Here is a 17029-nt window from a genome sequence, read left to right as displayed (position 1 = left end):
GAACGCAACGTCAGCAAAAGGCGGAACCATCATGAACGCGCCCGTACCGGTCGACATTCTCAGGCAGCACCTGATCGATCCGGAGATCTGCATTCGCTGCAATACCTGCGAAGAGACCTGTCCGATCGATGCGATCACGCACGACGGCACGAATTACGTCGTGATGCCGGACGTGTGCAACGGCTGCATGGCATGCGTGCCGCCGTGCCCGACGGGCGCGATCGACAACTGGCGCTCGGTGCTGAAGGCAGACGCCTACAGCATCGATGAGCAATACACGTGGGACGTGTTGCCGGAGCAGGGCACGATGGCGTTGCCGTCGTCGACGGAAACACCGGTGCAAGAAAACGCCGCGAGCGGCGACATGACCAGCGAAGCGCAAGGCATCGACGTCGATACGGTGCGCGGCGCCGTGGTGCCGCCGTGGTCGGCCGCGCGTCCTTACGTGAATCTGTACACGCACAAGAACCCGACGACGGCCACGGTCGTCGGCAACTACCGGCTGACGGACGAGACGACGCAAAGCGATATCCATCACATCGTGCTCGATTTCGGCTCGATGCCGTTCCCTGTACTGGAGGGGCAGTCGATCGGCATTCTGCCGCCGGGCAGCGCCGCCGATGGACGCACGCATCATGCGCGGCAGTACTCGATTGCCAGTCCGCGCGACGGCGAGCGGCCCGGCTACAACAATGTCTCGCTGACCGTGAAGCGTGTCACCCAGGACTATCGGGGCGACCCAACGAACGGCGTGTGCTCGAACTATCTGTGCGACCTGAAGAAGGGTGACGTGGTCAACGTGATCGGCCCGTTCGGCAGCACGTTCCTGATGCCCAACCATCCGAACTCGCATCTGCTGATGATCTGCACAGGCACGGGTTCCGCACCGATGCGCGCGATGACCGAGTACCGGCGCAGGCGCAGGCTGAAGGGCGCAACGGGCAAGCTGATGCTGTTCTTCGGCGCGCGCACGAAAGAAGAGTTGCCTTATTTCGGACCGTTGACGAATCTGCCGAAAGACTTCATCGACACGAATCTCGCGTTTTCACGCACGCCGGGCGAGCCGAAGCGCTACGTGCAGGATGCCATGCGCGAGCGTGCCGCCGACGTTGCGCAGCTGCTGCGCGACGAGAATACCTACCTCTACGTGTGCGGACTGAAAGGGATGGAAGACGGCGTGTTGCAGTCGCTGAAGGACATCGCCGATCAGCATGGTCTCGACTGGGACGTGCTGTGGCAGCGGCTCAAGCGCGAAGGGCGCCTGCACCTGGAAACATACTGAGCGCGCGGGGCCCTCAGCTCTTCTTCGACGGAGACCTCGCCCCGCACGCGCGAATCACGAGCTGCACGACCTGCTCCGTGGTTGCGTCGAAGGCCTTTTGCGACAATGCGCGCTTGCCGCCCAGCGCGCGTATCTGCGCGTCGAAATCCGCGTAGTGCTGCGTTGTGGCCCAGATCATATACATCAGCGTTTGCGCATCGACATTCGCGAGCAGGCCGCGCGCGATCCAGTCGTCGATGACGGTCACGCGCGTATCCAGCCACGGCTTCACGCGCTGCTCGAGAATGTCGAGCATGTGGTCCGCGCCGTGAATGATCTCGTTCGCCCACACCTTCGAGCCGAGCGGCCGCCTCCGCGACAACGCCATCTTCGCGCGCACATAGCCGCCGATTGCCTCGACGGGATCGTCGCTGCCTTCGAAGGTATTCGCCGCCCGATGCCAGTCTTCGAACAGGTCTTCGAGCACGCGCCGGTAGAGCGCCAGCTTGGTCGGAAAATAGTAGTGGACGTTGGCTTTCGGTAGGCCAGCGCGTTCCGCGATCATCGCCGTGCTGGCGCCTTCGAAACCGCGCTCCGCAAAAACGGCTTCCGCACAGGCCAGCAGATGCGCTTCATTGCTCTCACGAATATGAGCCTTGCGCCGCCGCAAAGGTGCGGGCGCTTCGTCGTTTCCGGTCTCGCTCACTATTGTGTCGTCGTGTCTCATCGTTAGCCTTTGTGCCGCGTCGCGCTTCATTCTAGCCGCTCGTGTCGCGATCGACATCAACGTATGCACCGTTTCATTGCGCGTGCGGAAAGGTCATGCTGCGTTGCAATGGCATGGTTCTCGCTCTCAGGTTCATCTGTTCCTGTCCGCACGAAAGACATTGATTTGATGTTTTTAATCGGCTACAACCTGTCCAATCGGACAGGATTCGCGAAGCGGCCGGTATCGAGGGTTTACCGCTAGAACGCGGGCTTGAAAGACCTGCACGCATGCTGTGCATGCGTGCCCCAAAGCGAATTCGAACGCACCGCCGATGCACCAGTTTCACTTCGTCGCGAGCGCAAGCAAAGCCGCTCGCGGTTGAACTGCAAAGCGGGTTGATCCAGAGGAGCAAGACGAATGAATGCGGTATCCGAAGCGTTGAAGCGAGGACTCGATACGTCGATCACCGTCAACGGCAAACGTCTGTGGGACAGCCTGATGACGATGGCGAAGATCGGCGCGACGCAGAAGGGCGGTGTCTGCCGCCTCGCGCTGACCGATCTCGACAAGGAGGGGCGCGACCTGATCGTCAGCTGGGCGAAGGAAGCAGGTTGCACGATCAGCGTCGATCAGATGGGCAATGTGTTCATGCGGCGCGCGGGCGTGAACCCGAATGCGCTGCCCGTGATGACGGGCTCGCACGCGGACTCGCAACCGACAGGCGGCCGCTTCGATGGCATCTACGGCGTGCTGGGCGGTCTCGAAGTGATCCGTAGCCTCAACGATCGCGGCATCGAAACCGAGCATCCGATCGAAGTCGTGATCTGGACCAACGAAGAAGGCTCGCGCTTCGCGCCCGCGATGGTGGCGTCCGGCGTGTTCGCCGGCGTGTTCACGCTCGACTATGGTCTGTCGCGCAAGGACGTCGACGGCAAGACGATCGGCGAGGAACTGAAGCGCATCGGCTATGCGGGCGATGTGCCGTGCGGCGGCCGGCCGCTCCATGCCGCGTTCGAATTGCACATCGAACAGGGGCCGATACTCGAAGCGGAAGACAAGACGATTGGCGTCGTCACCGATGCGCAAGGGCAACGCTGGTACGAAATCACGCTGACGGGCCAGGAGGCGCACGCCGGCCCGACGCCGATGCCGCGCCGCAAGGATGCGTTGCTCGGCGCGGCGCGCGTGGTGGATCTCGTCAACCGTATCGGGCTCGATCATGCGCCGCTCGCCTGCGCGACGGTCGGCATGATGCAGGTGCATCCGAACTCGCGCAACGTGATTCCGGGCCGCGTATTTTTCACCGTCGATTTCCGTCATCCCGATGATGCCGTGCTCGCCAAGATGGACGCCGCGCTGCGCGAAGGCGTGGCGAAGATCGCGGGCGGCATTGGCCTCGAAACACAGCTCGAACAGATCTTCTACTACGAGCCCGTCAGGTTCGACGCGGCATGCGTGAATTCCGTGCGCGCCGCCGCCGAGCGATTCGGCTATCCGCATCGCGACATGGTGTCGGGCGCGGGCCACGACGCGTGCTATCTGTCGCAGGTGGCGCCGACATCGATGGTGTTCGTGCCGTGCGTGGACGGCATCAGTCACAACGAAATCGAAGACGCAACGCCCGAGTGGATTGAAGCGGGCGCGAACGTGTTGCTGCACGCGATGCTGGAGCGCGCATGCGAACCGGCATCGTAAGAGGCTGATCGCGCTGTAACGCTGGTCCCACACAACACGCCGTCCCGGCTTCGCTCACGCGAAGCCGGCAGGCACGGCTACGTCCTCACTTTGATCAAGGAATAGCTATGGCTATCAGGCAAACGGGCGACATCGCGGCACAGCGCCTGTCGTCCGAACAGCTTTCATGCGAATTCGCCGACATTGCGCCGCTGCTCGATCCCACTGCCGCGGCCGCGGCCGCGAGCCGCTGTCATTACTGCTACGACGCGCCGTGCGTGCAGGCGTGTCCCACGCAAATCGACATTCCGAGCTTCATCCGCAAGATCGGCAATGGCAATCTGAAGGGCGCCGCCACCGATATTCTGTCGGCGAATCCATTAGGCGGCATGTGCTCGCGCGTGTGCCCGACCGAAATTCTTTGCGAAGGCGCATGCGTGCGCAATCACCAGGATGCGAAGCCCGTCGCGATTGGCGCATTGCAGCGTCATGCAACCGACTGGGCAATGGCGCGCGATGCCGTGAAGTTCACGCGCGCGCCGGAAAGCGGGCGGCATGTGGCCGTCGTCGGCGCGGGTCCGGCGGGGCTGGCATGCGCGCATCGTCTCGCCGTGGCGGGTCATCGCGTGACGATTTACGACGCGCACGACAAAGGCGGCGGCCTCAACGAATACGGCATTGCCGCATACAAAACGGTCGATGACTTCGCGCAGCGCGAAGTGCAGTGGCTGTTGTCGGTAGGCGGCATTGAATTGAAGACGGGCATGACGCTGGGACATGACATGTCGCTCGATTTACTGCGTCAACAACACGACGCGGTGTTTCTTTCGATCGGCCTTGCAGGCGTGCGCGCGCTCGCACTCGAAGGCGAAGCGCTGAACGGCGTGATGAACGCCGTCGATTTCATCGAGCAGGTACGTCAGGCGAGCGATCTCGCGACCGTGCCCGTGGGTCGCCGCGTGATCGTGATCGGCGGCGGCAATACGGCTGTCGATGCTGCCGTGCAAAGCCGCAAGCTCGGCGCGACGAGCGTCACGATGGTGTACCGGCGCGGCGTCGAGTCGATGAGCGCGACGTGGGCCGAGCGCGATTTCGCGCAGACGCAGGGCGTGACGCTCGTCACGCATGCGCTGCCCGTGCGATTGACGGGCAGCGACGGAAATGTGACGGGCGTGGAGTTCGAGCGCACGGCGAGCGATGGCAGCGCCGAGCGTTTCACGCTCGAAGCCGACATGGTGCTCAAGGCAATCGGTCAGACGCTCGTGAGCGTCGGGCTCGATCACGAACTGTTGACGCTCGATCAAAGCCGCATCGCGGTCGACGCGGACCTGCGCACGTCGCTGGACAAGGTCTGGGCGGGCGGCGATTGCGCGGCATCGGGCGGCATCGATCTGACCGTGCAGGCGGTGCAGGACGGCAAGCTCGCGGCGGCATCGATCGACGCCGCATTCGCGCTCGCTGCCGTCAAAGCGGCCTGAAGCGAGAACGCAAGCACGCATCACGCGAAAACGACAAAACCGAATCCCCACGGAGCCGAACATGGCTGATCTTCGCTGCACGATTGCCGGCATCACGTCGCCGAATCCTTTCTGGCTCGCGTCTGCGCCACCGACCGACAAAGCCTATAACGTGAACCGCGCATTCGAAGCGGGCTGGGGCGGCGTCGTATGGAAGACGCTTGGGCTCGACCCGCATGTGGTCAACGTCAGTTCGCGTTACGGCGCGGTGCAATGGAACGGTCAGCGTATCGCGGGCCTGAACAACATCGAGCTGATCACCGACCGGCCGCTCGACGTCAATCTGCGTGAAATCACGCAGGTCAAGCGCGACTGGCCCGACCGCGCGATGATCGTCTCGCTGATGGTGCCGTGCAACGAGCGCGACTGGAAATGGATTCTGCCGCTCGTCGAAGACACGGGCGCCGATGCCGTCGAACTCAACTTCGGCTGTCCGCACGGCATGAGCGAACGCGGCATGGGCTCCGCAGTCGGTCAGGTGCCGGAGTACATCGAGATGGTCACGCGCTGGGTGAAGGAAGGCTCGAAGCTGCCCTGCCTCGTCAAGCTCACGCCGAACATCAGCGACATTCGCATGGGCTCGCGCGCGGCCTTCAAGGGCGGCGCGGACGGCGTGTCGCTGATCAACACGATCAACTCGATCGTCGCCGTCGATCTCGACCAGATGGCGCCGATGCCGACCGTCGACGGCAAGGGCACGCACGGCGGCTACTGCGGCCCGGCCGTGAAGCCGATCGCGTTGAACATGGTCGCCGAGATCGCGCGCGACCCTGAAACGCCGAATCTGCCGATCTCCGGTATCGGCGGCATTTCGTCGTGGCGCGACGCGGCCGAGTTCATGGTGCTCGGCGCGGGCAGCGTGCAGGTGTGTACGGCCGCCATGCACTATGGTTTTCGCATCGTCTCCGATCTCGCGGACGGCCTGTCGAACTGGATGGACGAAAAAGGCTACGCGACGCTCGACGACATTCGCGGCCGCGCGGTGCCGAATGTCACGGACTGGAAGTATCTGAACATGAAGTACGACATCAAGGCCCGCATCGATCAGGACAAGTGCATCCAGTGCGGCCTCTGTCACATCGCCTGCGAAGACACATCGCATCAGGCGATCACGCGCGAGAAGGACGGCAAGCGTCATTTCGAAGTGGTCGATGCGGAATGCGTTGGGTGCAATCTTTGCATGCATGTGTGTCCCGTCGAGCAATGCATCACGATGGAGCGTGTCGACAGCGGCGAGTACGCGAACTGGACCACGCATCCGAACAATCCGGCGCGAGTCGTTGCAGACGCACCTGAAAAAACGCACGCGCAGGAACACGCGGTCAAAGCGGCCTGAACTTCAACAATCAACGAGCGGTCAAGTGGAGATCCATCGATGAAGCAGACAGCGCAATCCGCCGATGCGACTCACGCCGGCAGCAGTCTCTACAACGAAGACCTTGCGCCGACGGGCCCCGCGCAGCGCACGTGGAAGTGGTATCACTTCGCCGCGTTATGGGTCGGCATGGTGATGAACATCGCGTCGTACATGCTGGCGGCCGGTTTGACGGAAGAGGGCATGTCGCCGTGGCAGGCGGTGTTGACGGTATTGCTCGGCAACCTGATCGTGCTGGTGCCGATGCTGCTGATCGGCCACGCGGGCGCGAAGCACGGCATTCCGTACGCGGTGCTGGTGAGATCGTCGTTCGGCACGCAGGGCGCGAAACTGCCCGCGATGTTGCGCGCGATCGTCGCGTGTGGGTGGTACGGCATCCAGACATGGCTCGGCGGCAGCGCGATCTATACGCTGCTCAATATCCTGACGGGCAACGCGCTGCACGGCGCGGCGCTGCCGTTTCTCGACATCTCGATCGGGCAGCTTGCGTGCTTCCTCGCGTTCTGGGCCCTGCAGATCTACTTCATCGTGCACGGCACCGACTCGATTCGCTGGCTCGAAAGCTGGTCCGCGCCGATCAAGGTCGTGATGTGCATCGCGCTGGTCTGGTGGGCGACGTCGAAAGCGGGCGGTGTCGGCTCAATGCTGTCGGCGCCTTCGCAATTCGCGCCGGGCGGCAAGAAAGAAGGGCTGTTCTGGGTCACGTTCTGGCCGGGCCTCACGGCAATGGTCGGCTTCTGGGCGACGCTTGCGCTCAACATTCCCGACTTCACGCGCTTTGCGAAGACGCAGCGCGACCAGATCGTCGGCCAGTCGATCGGGCTGCCTGTGCCGATGGCGTTGCTGTCGGTGATCTCGGTGGTCGTCACGTCGGCGACGGTCGTGATTTACGGCAAGGCAATCTGGGACCCGATCGATCTGACCAGCCGCATGACGGGCATCGGCGTCGGCGTCGCGCTGATCATCCTCACGCTCGATACGATGTGCTGCAACCTCGCGGCCAACCTGGTCGGCCCCGCGTATGACTTTTCGAGCGTGTGGCCGAAGGGTATTTCATATCGCGCGGGCGGGATGATTACCGCGACCATCGCCATCGTGATGATGCCGTGGAAGATTCTCGCAACTACGCAGGGCTATATTTTCACGTGGCTAGTGGGTTATTCGGCCTTGCTCGGGCCTGTTGCGGGCATCCTGATGGTCGACTACTTCTTCATTCGCGGCACGCGGCTCGACCAGCGCGAACTGTTCGACGAGAACGGCGAATACAGCTACACGGGCGGCTGGAACATCGCCGCTGTCGTGGCGCTCGTGATCGGCGTGCTGCCGAATCTGCCGGGCTTTCTGCATACCGCGTTTCCCGCATCGTTCCCGAACGTGCCTGCGTTCTTCAACACGCTTTACACGTACGCATGGTTCGTGGGACTGGCGCTCGCATCCATTGTGTACGGCACGTGGATGAAGATGCGCCGCAGTCCCGGCGCGAGCATGGCGAGCGCGTAAAACACGCGGTTCTGACGAATTAATAGAGGAGGCAACCGATGACAACCCTGATTCGCGGCGGCACGGTAATCGATTCGGACCGCACGCACAGAGCCGACGTGCTGATCGCGGACCCGCAGGACGGCGGCACGATCCTGCAGATCGAACGCACGATCGATCCGCCCGCGGGCGCGAACATCGTCGATGCGCACGATCAGTACGTGATGCCGGGCGGCATCGATCCGCACACGCATATGGAGCTGCCCTTCATGGGCACGACGGCCAGCGACGACTTCTATACGGGCACGGCGGCGGGCCTGTCGGGCGGCACGACGAGCATCATCGACTTCGTGATTCCCAGCCCGAAGCAGCCGCTGATGGATGCGTTCAGGGAATGGCGCGGCTGGGCCGAGAAGGCGTCGTCAGACTACGGCTTTCATGTGGCCGTGACATGGTGGGACGATTCCGTGTATCGCGACATGGGTACGCTCGTGCACGAGCATGGCGTGTCGAGCTTCAAGCACTTCATGGCCTACAAGAACGCGATCATGGCCGACGACGAAGTTCTCGTGAACAGCTTCTCGCGGTCGCTCGAACTCGGCGCGCTGCCGACCGTGCATGCGGAAAACGGCGAACTCGTATTCCAGTTGCAGAAACAGTTGCTCGCGAAGGGCTTCAAGGGACCGGAGGCGCATCCGTTGTCGCGTCCGCCCGAAGTGGAAGGGGAGGCCGCGAATCGCGCGATCCGTATTGCGCAGGTGCTCGGCGTGCCCGTGTATATCGTGCATGTGTCGTCGAAAGAGGCCGTCGAGGCGATTTCGCGTGCGCGCAACGAAGGGCAGCGCGTGTTCGGCGAAGTGTTGCCGGGCCATCTGGTGATCGACGAATCGGTGTATCGCGATCCCGACTGGACGCGCGCCGCCGCGCACGTGATGAGCCCGCCGTTCCGCACGAGCGAGCATCGCGAGGCGTTGTGGCGCGGGCTGCAATCAGGCCAGCTGCACACCACGGCCACCGACCACTGCGTATTCTGCGCGTCGCAGAAAGCGATGGGCCGCGACGACTTCACGAAGATTCCGAACGGCTGCGGCGGCGTCGAGGACCGGATGTCGGTGTTGTGGCATGAGGGTGTGAACCAGGGGCGCATCACGCCGAACGAGTTCGTGCGCATCACGTCGGCGAACGCCGCGCAGATTTTCAACCTGTACCCGCGCAAGGGTGCGGTGCAGGTCGGCGCGGATGCGGATCTCGTCATCTGGGACCCGGCCGCGACCAGGACGATCTCGGTGAAGACCCATCATCAGAAGGTCGACTTCAACGTGTTCGAAGGGATGACGGTGCAGGGCGTGGCAATGCACACGTTCACGCGCGGCGCGCATGCGTGGGCCGACGGCGATCTGCGCGCGCAACGCGGCGCGGGCCAATATCTGAAGCGTCCGCCGAACGCCGCCTATTACGACGCCGTGCGGGTCGCGAACAAACTGAAGGAGCCGCATCCCGTCGAGCGGTAGCGGCGTTGCCGCAGCCGCCTCTTCGCGTCGCAGCACACGCGGCCGCCCCGCATTTTCGCAGCGGGAGCGGCCGTTTTCGTTTTCGGGTATGCTTTCGCGCCGCGTTGCAGGCATGCGTAAGGCCCCATGGCCTGCAGGGGTTTGGCCTGCCACCGTATACTCCCGCATTGCCCAACCCCAATATTTCGGCCCGGTTATTCCCGTCCGGCATATATATAAGCCTTCAAATGCGTTGTGGAAATAAGGGCCGTTTGCTACAGTCCGCCCACGCTGCCGGACGGGTGTTCCTGCAGACAACGCGCAAAACCGGACAAAACGAACCTCGGAGCACACTCTATGAAGTCGATTCGATCCCTTCTGCTGATCGGCCTGTTGCAAGTCGCAACGGCGACGGCCGCATTCGCCGCTGACGACCTCGCCAGGATCAAGTCCGCCGGCGCCTTCAAGGTCGGCACGGAAGGCACGTATGCGCCGTTCACGTACCACGACTCGTCGAACCAGTTGACGGGCTTCGACGTCGATATTGCCCGCGCGATCGCGGCCAAGCTGGGCGTGAAGGCAGAGTTCGTCGAAGGCAAATGGGACGGCCTGATCGCCGGTCTCGACGCGAACCGCTACGACGCGGTCATCAACGAAGTGGCCGTGACCGACGCGCGCAAGCAGAAGTACGACTTCTCGGACCCGTACATCGTGTCGCACGCGGCGCTGATCGTGGCCTCGAACAACACCACGATCAAGAATTTCGACGACCTGAAGGGCAAGAAGTCGGCCAACACGCTGACCAGCAATTTCGGCAAGATCGCCGCCTCGCACGGCGCCGAAGTGATCCCCGTGCAGGGCTTCAACGAATCGATCGACCTGCTGACATCGGGCCGCGTCGACGCGACGGTCAACGACTCGCTGTCGTTCCTCGACTTCAAGAAGCACAAGCCGGATGCGAAGGTGAAGATCGCCGCCATCGATACCTCGTCGGACAGTTCGGACCATTCGGCCGTGCTGATCCGCAAGGGCAATCCTGAACTGCAGGCCGCCATCAACAAGGCGCTGGCCGAGATCAAGGCCGACGGCACGTACGCGAAGATCTCCGAAAAGTACTTCGGCAAAGACGTTTCCAAGTAAGCGATAAGGCGAGTCTGAATCATGCCTGCATGGTTGCACCTGATGGGTGAATCGCTGTGGCCGCTGCTGTACGCGGGCCTCGTATTCACCGTGCCGTTGACGCTCGTGTCGTTTGCGATCGGCATCGTGCTCGCGTTCGTCGTCGCGCTGATCCGGCTGTTCGGGCCGGGTTGGTCGGTGGCGGTCGTGCGGTTCTACGTGTGGCTGTTTCGCGGCTCGCCGCTGCTGGTCCAGCTGTTCGTCATCTTCTATGGCCTGCCGAACGTGGGGATCGTGCTCGATCCGCTGACGGCGGCCATCATCGGCTTCTCGCTGAACGTCGGCGCGTATAACTCGGAAGTGATACGCGGCGTGATCGAGTCGATCCCGAAAGGCCAGTGGGAAGCCGCGTATTCGATGGGCATGACGCGCGGCCAGGCGCTGCGCCGCGCGATCCTGCCGCAGGCGGCGCGCGTCGCGTTGCCGCCGCTGTCGAACTCGTTTATCGCGCTCGTGAAGGACACGTCGCTAGCCGCCGTGCTGACCGTGCCGGAAATTTTCCAGGCCGCGCAGCGTATTGCCTCGGTGACTTACGAGCCGCTGATCCTCTATACGGAAGCCGCGCTGATCTATCTGGTGTTCAGTTCGGTGCTGTCGTCCGCGCAGGTGCGCCTCGAACGCCGCTTCGGCCGTCACGCGCTTTTCACATCGGGTAACTGAACGATGATCCGCCTCGAAAAAATCGAAAAGTATTTCGGCGATCATCGCGTGCTGAACAGCGTCGATCTCGCGCTCGCGCAAGGCAACGTGACGGCGCTGATCGGGCCTTCGGGCAGCGGCAAGAGCACGCTGCTGCGCTGCGTGAACCTGCTCGAAATTCCCGAAGCCGGCTCGCTCGAACTCGGCGACCAGCGCATCCAGTTCAGCCGCACGGAGAAGCCGTCGAAAGAAGCAGTGCTGGCGATTCGCCGCCGCACGGGCATGGTGTTCCAGAACTTCCAGCTGTTCCCGCATCGCACGGTGATCGAGAACGTGATGGAAGGGCTGCTCACCGTGCAGAAGTGGGATCGCGAACGCGCGCGGGTGCGCGCGCTCGAACTGCTGGAAAAGGTCGGTATCGCGCATAAGGCCGATGCGTGGCCGGTCACGCTGTCGGGCGGCCAGCAGCAGCGCGTCGCGATTGCGCGGGCGCTTGCGCCTTCGCCGGAAGTGCTGCTGTGCGACGAGCCGACCTCCGCGCTCGATCCGGGCCTTGCCGCCGAAGTGGTGGAAGTGCTGCGCCAGCTCGCGAAGGAAGGCATGACGATGCTGATGGCGACGCATGACTTGCGGCTTGCGGCATCGATCGCGCGCAATGTCGTGTTTCTGAGCAACGGCTCGATCGTCGAGCAGGGTCATTCGCGCGACATCTTCACGCGGCCGAAGCAGCCGGAAACTGCGAGCTTCGTGTCGACGCTCACGCAGAGCCTGCCCGATAGCTGGGAAGACTGAACGCGGGCTCGATGCATCGCTGCAAGGGCGCCTGCGGGCGCCCTTGTTTCGTTGTGGCGCCCGCGCTTCATGCCGGCTGCGGACAGCTACGCTACAATGGCCGTCGCCCCGAATGATGGAAGATCGATGAAGACCCGTACGCCTGTTATCGCCTGCTGCATGGTTGCCGCCGCTTTGTCCGCGGGTTGCGCGGACGTGTATAAAAACACGAGCGCATGCGAGCAGACCATGCGGCAGTCGGCGAGCGAGCTTTCAGGCAGCGACACGTTAAAGGTGGTGCACGCCGGTTCGGGCATTCATGGCAGCCGCGTGGTCGTCGAAGGCACGCTCGTGCATCCGCAGACGGCTTCGGAAGCCGCCGTCGCCAAGCCGCCCAACACCAATATCCTGGAAGCCGGGCTGCTTGCGCCCGTCGTGGCCGCGATCGCCAGGACTCAGCCGCCAACGACAGCGGTGCCCGCCGCAGCCGAGTGCACGTACGACGCCAACGGCCAGCAGAGCGGGTTCCGCTGGCTGGCGCCGGCACGCCTCGCGAAAGACACCTCGCCGGACGACGGATCGCACGCCGACGAGTGATGCGGGCGGTCCCTCCGCAGTTCGGCCATGCTGCAACGCACGCACTCCCGCCATGCTAGGATTTCCGCGTGCAACGCAGATGTCAGGAGGGCAGCATGGACGGCTTCGTCAGACATCAGATTGAAGGCGCATCCGTCGATATCGACGTAGTGCCCGTCACGCCGCGCGGCTACTGCGCGCGCTTTCGTATCTTCCGCGACGCCGCCGATAAACCCGAATGGCATCAGGTCCATGTGTCCGGCAGCGTGTTCGATACCCCTGAAGCAGCCGAGGAAGCCGCACGTTCTATGGCGCTCGAACAGGTGCTGGCGGGCGGCGGCTCGTAGGGCGGGCTAGGTTTCATCGCCATTGGGGCGCGTAACCCCGCTTCTCTCTCGCCGGTTTTCGTCAGGCCGGTTTGCTCACTTTCCCTTGCTGATCATCGGACTCGCGTCGTGCGGCTGGCGTGGCCGCTCGACGCGCGTCGCGTCCCCCCATCGAATAATTCCGACTTTGGGAGTTTTCTTGTATTGACGGATGAAGCGTCTCCGTAGGATTTGCCTGTCGTAACCGACATCGAAGAAGTGGCGGTACGTAGGAGGCATCCGTGCGGACGCGTAGGCGCAACTGTTTCTCGAATACTGTAATTACATTGATTCGGTATGCGAAGCAAATGCGCCACGCCCCGTACGTTGCCGCGTTCTAGGGGAGAGGTTGTTACTCGTACCAAGGTTTTGGATGAGCAATTTGCAAAGTGGAACAGATGTTGGACGTGAGCGGGCTTCTTCGCCGGTTCGCCGCGGGAAAGGGCGCTTCGACCGCCGCGGGTATGCAGGGGTGGCCGTCGCGATCAGTGTCGGCACGATGGTAGGGGCGCCGCTGGCGGCGCGCGCTGCTCCCGTCACCGACTACATCGCGGTGAGCAATAACGTCATGACGGGCGCGCCCACCACGGCCGCGAACACCCTGAACACAATGGCCATTGGGCCGTCCGCGGATGCGTGGGGCGACAACGCGCTGGCCGTCGGAGCAGGGGCGGGCGCGGCGCGCACCGGATCAACTGCGGTCGGCTCGCTGTCGGCAGCATTGGCTATGAACTCGACGGTGATCGGCTATGGCGCGTCGACAGGCTTCAATGCGGACCGGGCGGTGTCGATCGGCTATATGGCGGCGGCGGACGGCAGCGACTCGCTCGGGCTCGGTTCGTTTTCAGTTGCGACGGGGCAGCGCTCGCTCGCTTTCGGCTTCAACGCCTTCACCGGTTCGAACGCCACAGACAGCCTGGCGCTGGGGGCGAACAGCGTCGTCCTCGTGGACAACGCTGTCGCGTTGGGCGCGAACGCGAAGGCTGACCGGGCGAACACGGTGTCGGTGGGCAATGCAACGCTGCAACGCCAGATCGTCAATGTCGCAGCGGGCACGGCCACCACGGACGCGGTCAACGTCGGTCAATTGCGGGATGCTGTGTCGTCGGGTCTGGCCGATGCCGTCATGTACGACTCGCCCGCGCACGACGCCGTCACGCTGGGCGGTGTGACGGCAAGTGCGCCCGTGCGGCTCGGCAACGTGGCCAACGGTGCTGTCGATGCTGCCAGCCGCGACGCGATCAACGGTAGCCAACTGTACGGGCTGAGCGCAAGTGTTGCGTCGGCACTCGGTGGCGGCGCGTCGGTGTCTCCCGATGGCACGGTCGTGGCACCGACCTACCGCGTCGGCGGCAGCGTGTTTCGCAATGTCGGCGACGCGCTCGGCAATCTCGATACCCGGGTGACGACCAACACCAGCGCGATCAATGACCTCAACATCGCACTCGGCAACGTGATCAACAACGGCGTGGAACCGCGCTACTTCCATGCCAATTCGACACTTGCCGACTCGCTGGCAACAGGCGTGGAGTCCGTCGCGATCGGCGGCGGCGCGCAGGCTGCGTTTTCGAATTCGGTCGCGCTCGGTTCGAACGCGGTGGTGGATCGCGCCAATTCGGTGTCGGTGGGATCGGCGGGTAACGAGCGGCAGATCACGCATGTCGCCGCAGGTACGGCCGACACCGACGCAGTCAACGTCGCCCAGTTGAAGCAGGCGGGGCTGGTTGACGGCAATGGTCATATGGCGAGCGCGGTGGTCTATGACAACGCGGGCGGCCAGGTCGATTACGCGAGCGTGACGCTCGGGCAAGGCGTGGCGGGCGGCACTGTCATTCACAATCTGGCGAATGGCGTGCTTGCTGGCGACGCCGTCAACCTCAGTCAGTTGAACGACGCACTGAACAGCGTCATCAACGTTCAAACGGCGTCCACGCCATTCGTGAGCGCGAATGGAGATGCCGCGACGGAAGCCGCGTCCGCGACAGGTACCCATGCTACGGCGGTAGGCGCAGCCGCGCTCGCTAATGGCGATCAGGCAACTGCGATCGGCGGCGGCGCGCGAGCCAATTCCGCCGCGGCGACGGCCATCGGCGCGCAGGCCGTCGTCAGTGGCGCGAACGCGTCGGCGTTTGGCGCGGGGAGCCAGGCCACCGCCAGCGGTTCGGTTGCGCTCGGGGCAGGCTCGGTTGCGGATCGGGCGAATACCGTCTCGGTGGGTCAGGCCGGCAGCGAGCGGCAGATCGTCAACGTCGCGCCCGGCACGCTCGGCACGGACGCGGTCAACCTGAACCAGTTGAATACGGCTGTCGACCAGACCTATCAGTCGATCAACGATCTCGACCGAAGCACGCGAAAAGGCATTGCCTCCGCTTCTGCCTTGCAGATCGTTACGCCGTATCTGCCCGGACGCACGACGCTCAACGCTGGTGTCGCCGGCTATCGCGGCCAGGCCGCATTCGGGTTGGGCGTGTCGCGCTGGAACGAGAAGGGGACGATCAACCTCAATGCTGGCGTAGCGTCGTCGGGCAGTAACAGCACGATTGTGCGTGCTGGTGTCGGCATCGTGCTCGGCAACTGACGCCGGTGATCTGGCACGGGGTCCGTTTCTTTGACACCGTGCCATCCACCGCGACACGACCGTTCATTACCGCGCCTGAGCGGAAGGTTCAGAACGCGTAGAACGGTCCCTTGCCGGCGGAAGTCAGGCGCGATTCGATCGCAGTGTAGACCCGCCGTCCGAAGAAGAACGGCAGCCCCCAGTCGAACGCGTTCGAGGGGCCGCCAAGGTTATTGAAGGCATTGTTTTGGGTGGCGAACAGCGCTTGCGCGTTGGCGATCGAAAATCCCGGTGAAGCCGATGCACCGTTGGTGCCCGTCACCGTCGCCGTCATCGATTGCGTCGACGCGGGGCACCACCAGAAGCCGCAACGCGCGAGTGTCGTGCTCGGGAAGAACAGGCCGTTCGAACCGCTGTCGAAAAAGCTTTGTGAATAGGGTTGTCCGTTGAGGGAGGTTGTCACATAGCCACTCGTCGTGTTGGCCTTCAGCACAGTCGCGTTGCCGAGCGTGTTGTTGGCCTGCGTGCCAATGCCGAAAATCATCGATCCATTCAACGTCGCCGCGCCGTTCGGCCCCACGGCGGGCAGGTCGAGCACGATGCCGTTGTTGTCGAGCGCAAACTGGCTGATGGGGTTGGCCACCTGTTGAGCAAGGGGCTGTCTGGTCGATGTGCACGAGCCCGTCGAGTCGCACGCGTAATACCAACGGGGCAAGGCCGACGAGATACAGCCGCCGCCGCAATCGGCGGAAAACAGGCCGACGCCAAGAATGCCGTTCACGCGCAGCGCGCTGGGCGTCATCATTGGCAGGCCCGAAGCGGCGCAATCGGAGGGCACCGTCGGGACGGAAGGATCGGCGATTACCTGGATCGGGATGCCGGGCGCGAGCTGGCTGGCCATGCGGACATCGGCGGTGCGCACGGCGCCCCAGGTGAAGCCCGTTCCAAACACGCTGCATTCCCCATTGACCGTGTTTGCCGTGCCCGCCGGTGGTGTGGCGGGCACGGCTGGCAGCACCAGGCTCGCCGGCAATTGTGAGGCAAGCACGCGCAGGCCCTGCGAACCCGTATCCACCTGCACGTTGTCGATCGTCACGCAATTCGACGTGCCGGGCACGCATACCGTCACGCTCGTCGTGAGCATGTTGCGGGTCTGCGTGGGCGTCGACGTGACGACGACGGGGTGAACATTGGGGATCGTCGATTGCGGCACTGTCGCGACGGGCGCGCTCGCGGGCGCGGGCACGCTGCCCGATGCCGGGCTGCTGGCCGTCGCGCCAGGCGAAGCGGGTGTCGACTGGGGCGAATTCCCGGCGGTGTTCGTCGTGCTGGAACCACCGCCGCCGCATCCCGCTACCATGACCAGTGTGGCGAGCGCGACGATCGTGCCCTGCGCAAAGCGAGCTGCGTCTATTAGTACGGTATTCATGGGACATC

14 protein-coding genes are annotated in these 17029 nt (G+C 63.6%); 12 read left to right on the top strand and 2 right to left on the bottom strand.

Translation table 11 applies throughout. The features are described from left to right. The first annotated feature begins 31 nt into the window (after positions 1 to 31). Complete coding sequence (gene boxA, locus KFO72_RS15555; RefSeq protein ID WP_176054231.1) at positions 32 to 1282, top strand: benzoyl-CoA 2,3-epoxidase subunit BoxA; 1251 nt, start codon at positions 32 to 34, stop codon at positions 1280 to 1282. A gap of 13 nt (positions 1283 to 1295) precedes the next feature. Here boxA and KFO72_RS15550 read toward each other — a convergent pair whose 3' ends face one another. Then, the gene (locus KFO72_RS15550) at positions 1296 to 2018 is read right to left on the bottom strand and encodes a TetR/AcrR family transcriptional regulator (protein WP_107202193.1); all 723 of its coding nucleotides are present in this window, start codon (positions 2016 to 2018) and stop codon (positions 1296 to 1298) included. A gap of 369 nt (positions 2019 to 2387) precedes the next feature. Between KFO72_RS15550 and KFO72_RS15545 the strand changes: the two genes are divergently transcribed. The 11 genes from KFO72_RS15545 to KFO72_RS15495 all read left to right on the top strand — a co-directional run bounded on the left by KFO72_RS15545 (position 2388) and on the right by KFO72_RS15495 (position 15613). Then, positions 2388 to 3665: a Zn-dependent hydrolase gene (locus KFO72_RS15545; protein WP_225032502.1), complete on the top strand. Its 1278-nt coding sequence runs from the start codon at positions 2388 to 2390 to the stop codon at positions 3663 to 3665. A 107-nt stretch (positions 3666 to 3772) separates the two neighbouring features. Then, the gene (locus tag KFO72_RS15540; RefSeq protein ID WP_225032501.1) at positions 3773 to 5122 is read left to right on the top strand and encodes an NAD(P)-dependent oxidoreductase; all 1350 of its coding nucleotides are present in this window, start codon (positions 3773 to 3775) and stop codon (positions 5120 to 5122) included. Positions 5123 to 5183: 61 nt separating this feature from the next. Next, positions 5184 to 6497, top strand: coding sequence for an NAD-dependent dihydropyrimidine dehydrogenase subunit PreA (gene preA, locus KFO72_RS15535; protein WP_054934309.1), 1314 nt, complete (start codon positions 5184 to 5186; stop codon positions 6495 to 6497). A gap of 39 nt (positions 6498 to 6536) precedes the next feature. Continuing rightward, positions 6537 to 8036, top strand: coding sequence for an NCS1 family nucleobase:cation symporter-1 (locus KFO72_RS15530; protein ID WP_225032500.1), 1500 nt, complete (start codon positions 6537 to 6539; stop codon positions 8034 to 8036). Between the two features lie 38 nt (positions 8037 to 8074). After that, positions 8075 to 9526 (top strand): dihydropyrimidinase, encoded by a 1452-nt coding sequence (hydA, locus tag KFO72_RS15525; RefSeq protein ID WP_054934311.1) that lies wholly within the window; start codon positions 8075 to 8077, stop codon positions 9524 to 9526. 336 nt (positions 9527 to 9862) lie between these two features. Next, positions 9863 to 10645 (top strand): amino acid ABC transporter substrate-binding protein, encoded by a 783-nt coding sequence (locus tag KFO72_RS15520; protein WP_054934312.1) that lies wholly within the window; start codon positions 9863 to 9865, stop codon positions 10643 to 10645. A gap of 21 nt (positions 10646 to 10666) precedes the next feature. After that, positions 10667 to 11344 carry an amino acid ABC transporter permease gene (locus tag KFO72_RS15515; protein ID WP_054934313.1) on the top strand — a complete coding sequence of 226 codons (678 nt, stop codon included), beginning with the start codon at positions 10667 to 10669 and terminating at the stop codon, positions 11342 to 11344. Positions 11345 to 11347: 3 nt separating this feature from the next. After that, positions 11348 to 12115, top strand: a complete 768-nt coding sequence (locus KFO72_RS15510) for an amino acid ABC transporter ATP-binding protein (RefSeq protein ID WP_035990474.1) — start codon at positions 11348 to 11350, stop codon at positions 12113 to 12115. A 126-nt stretch (positions 12116 to 12241) separates the two neighbouring features. Beyond that, positions 12242 to 12691, top strand: a complete 450-nt coding sequence (locus KFO72_RS15505) for a hypothetical protein (RefSeq protein ID WP_054934333.1) — start codon at positions 12242 to 12244, stop codon at positions 12689 to 12691. A 95-nt stretch (positions 12692 to 12786) separates the two neighbouring features. Continuing rightward, entirely contained in the window at positions 12787 to 13017 is a 231-nt protein-coding gene (locus tag KFO72_RS15500) for a hypothetical protein (protein ID WP_035990479.1), read from the top strand. 490 nt (positions 13018 to 13507) lie between these two features. After that, complete coding sequence (locus KFO72_RS15495; RefSeq protein ID WP_225032499.1) at positions 13508 to 15613, top strand: YadA family autotransporter adhesin; 2106 nt, start codon at positions 13508 to 13510, stop codon at positions 15611 to 15613. An 88-nt stretch (positions 15614 to 15701) separates the two neighbouring features. Here the strand turns inward: KFO72_RS15495 and KFO72_RS15490 are convergent, their stop codons facing one another. Beyond that, complete coding sequence (locus tag KFO72_RS15490) at positions 15702 to 17021, bottom strand: DUF3443 domain-containing protein (protein ID WP_054934318.1); 1320 nt, start codon at positions 17019 to 17021, stop codon at positions 15702 to 15704. Positions 17022 to 17029: the final 8 nt, after the last annotated feature.

This window comes from Paraburkholderia sp. XV, from assembly GCF_020177535.1.
In the GTDB taxonomy this organism is placed as follows: Bacteria; Pseudomonadota; Gammaproteobacteria; order Burkholderiales; family Burkholderiaceae; genus Paraburkholderia; species Paraburkholderia caribensis.
Note: the sequence above shows the minus strand (reverse complement) of the source record. Positions and strands in the feature narration are given on the sequence as shown.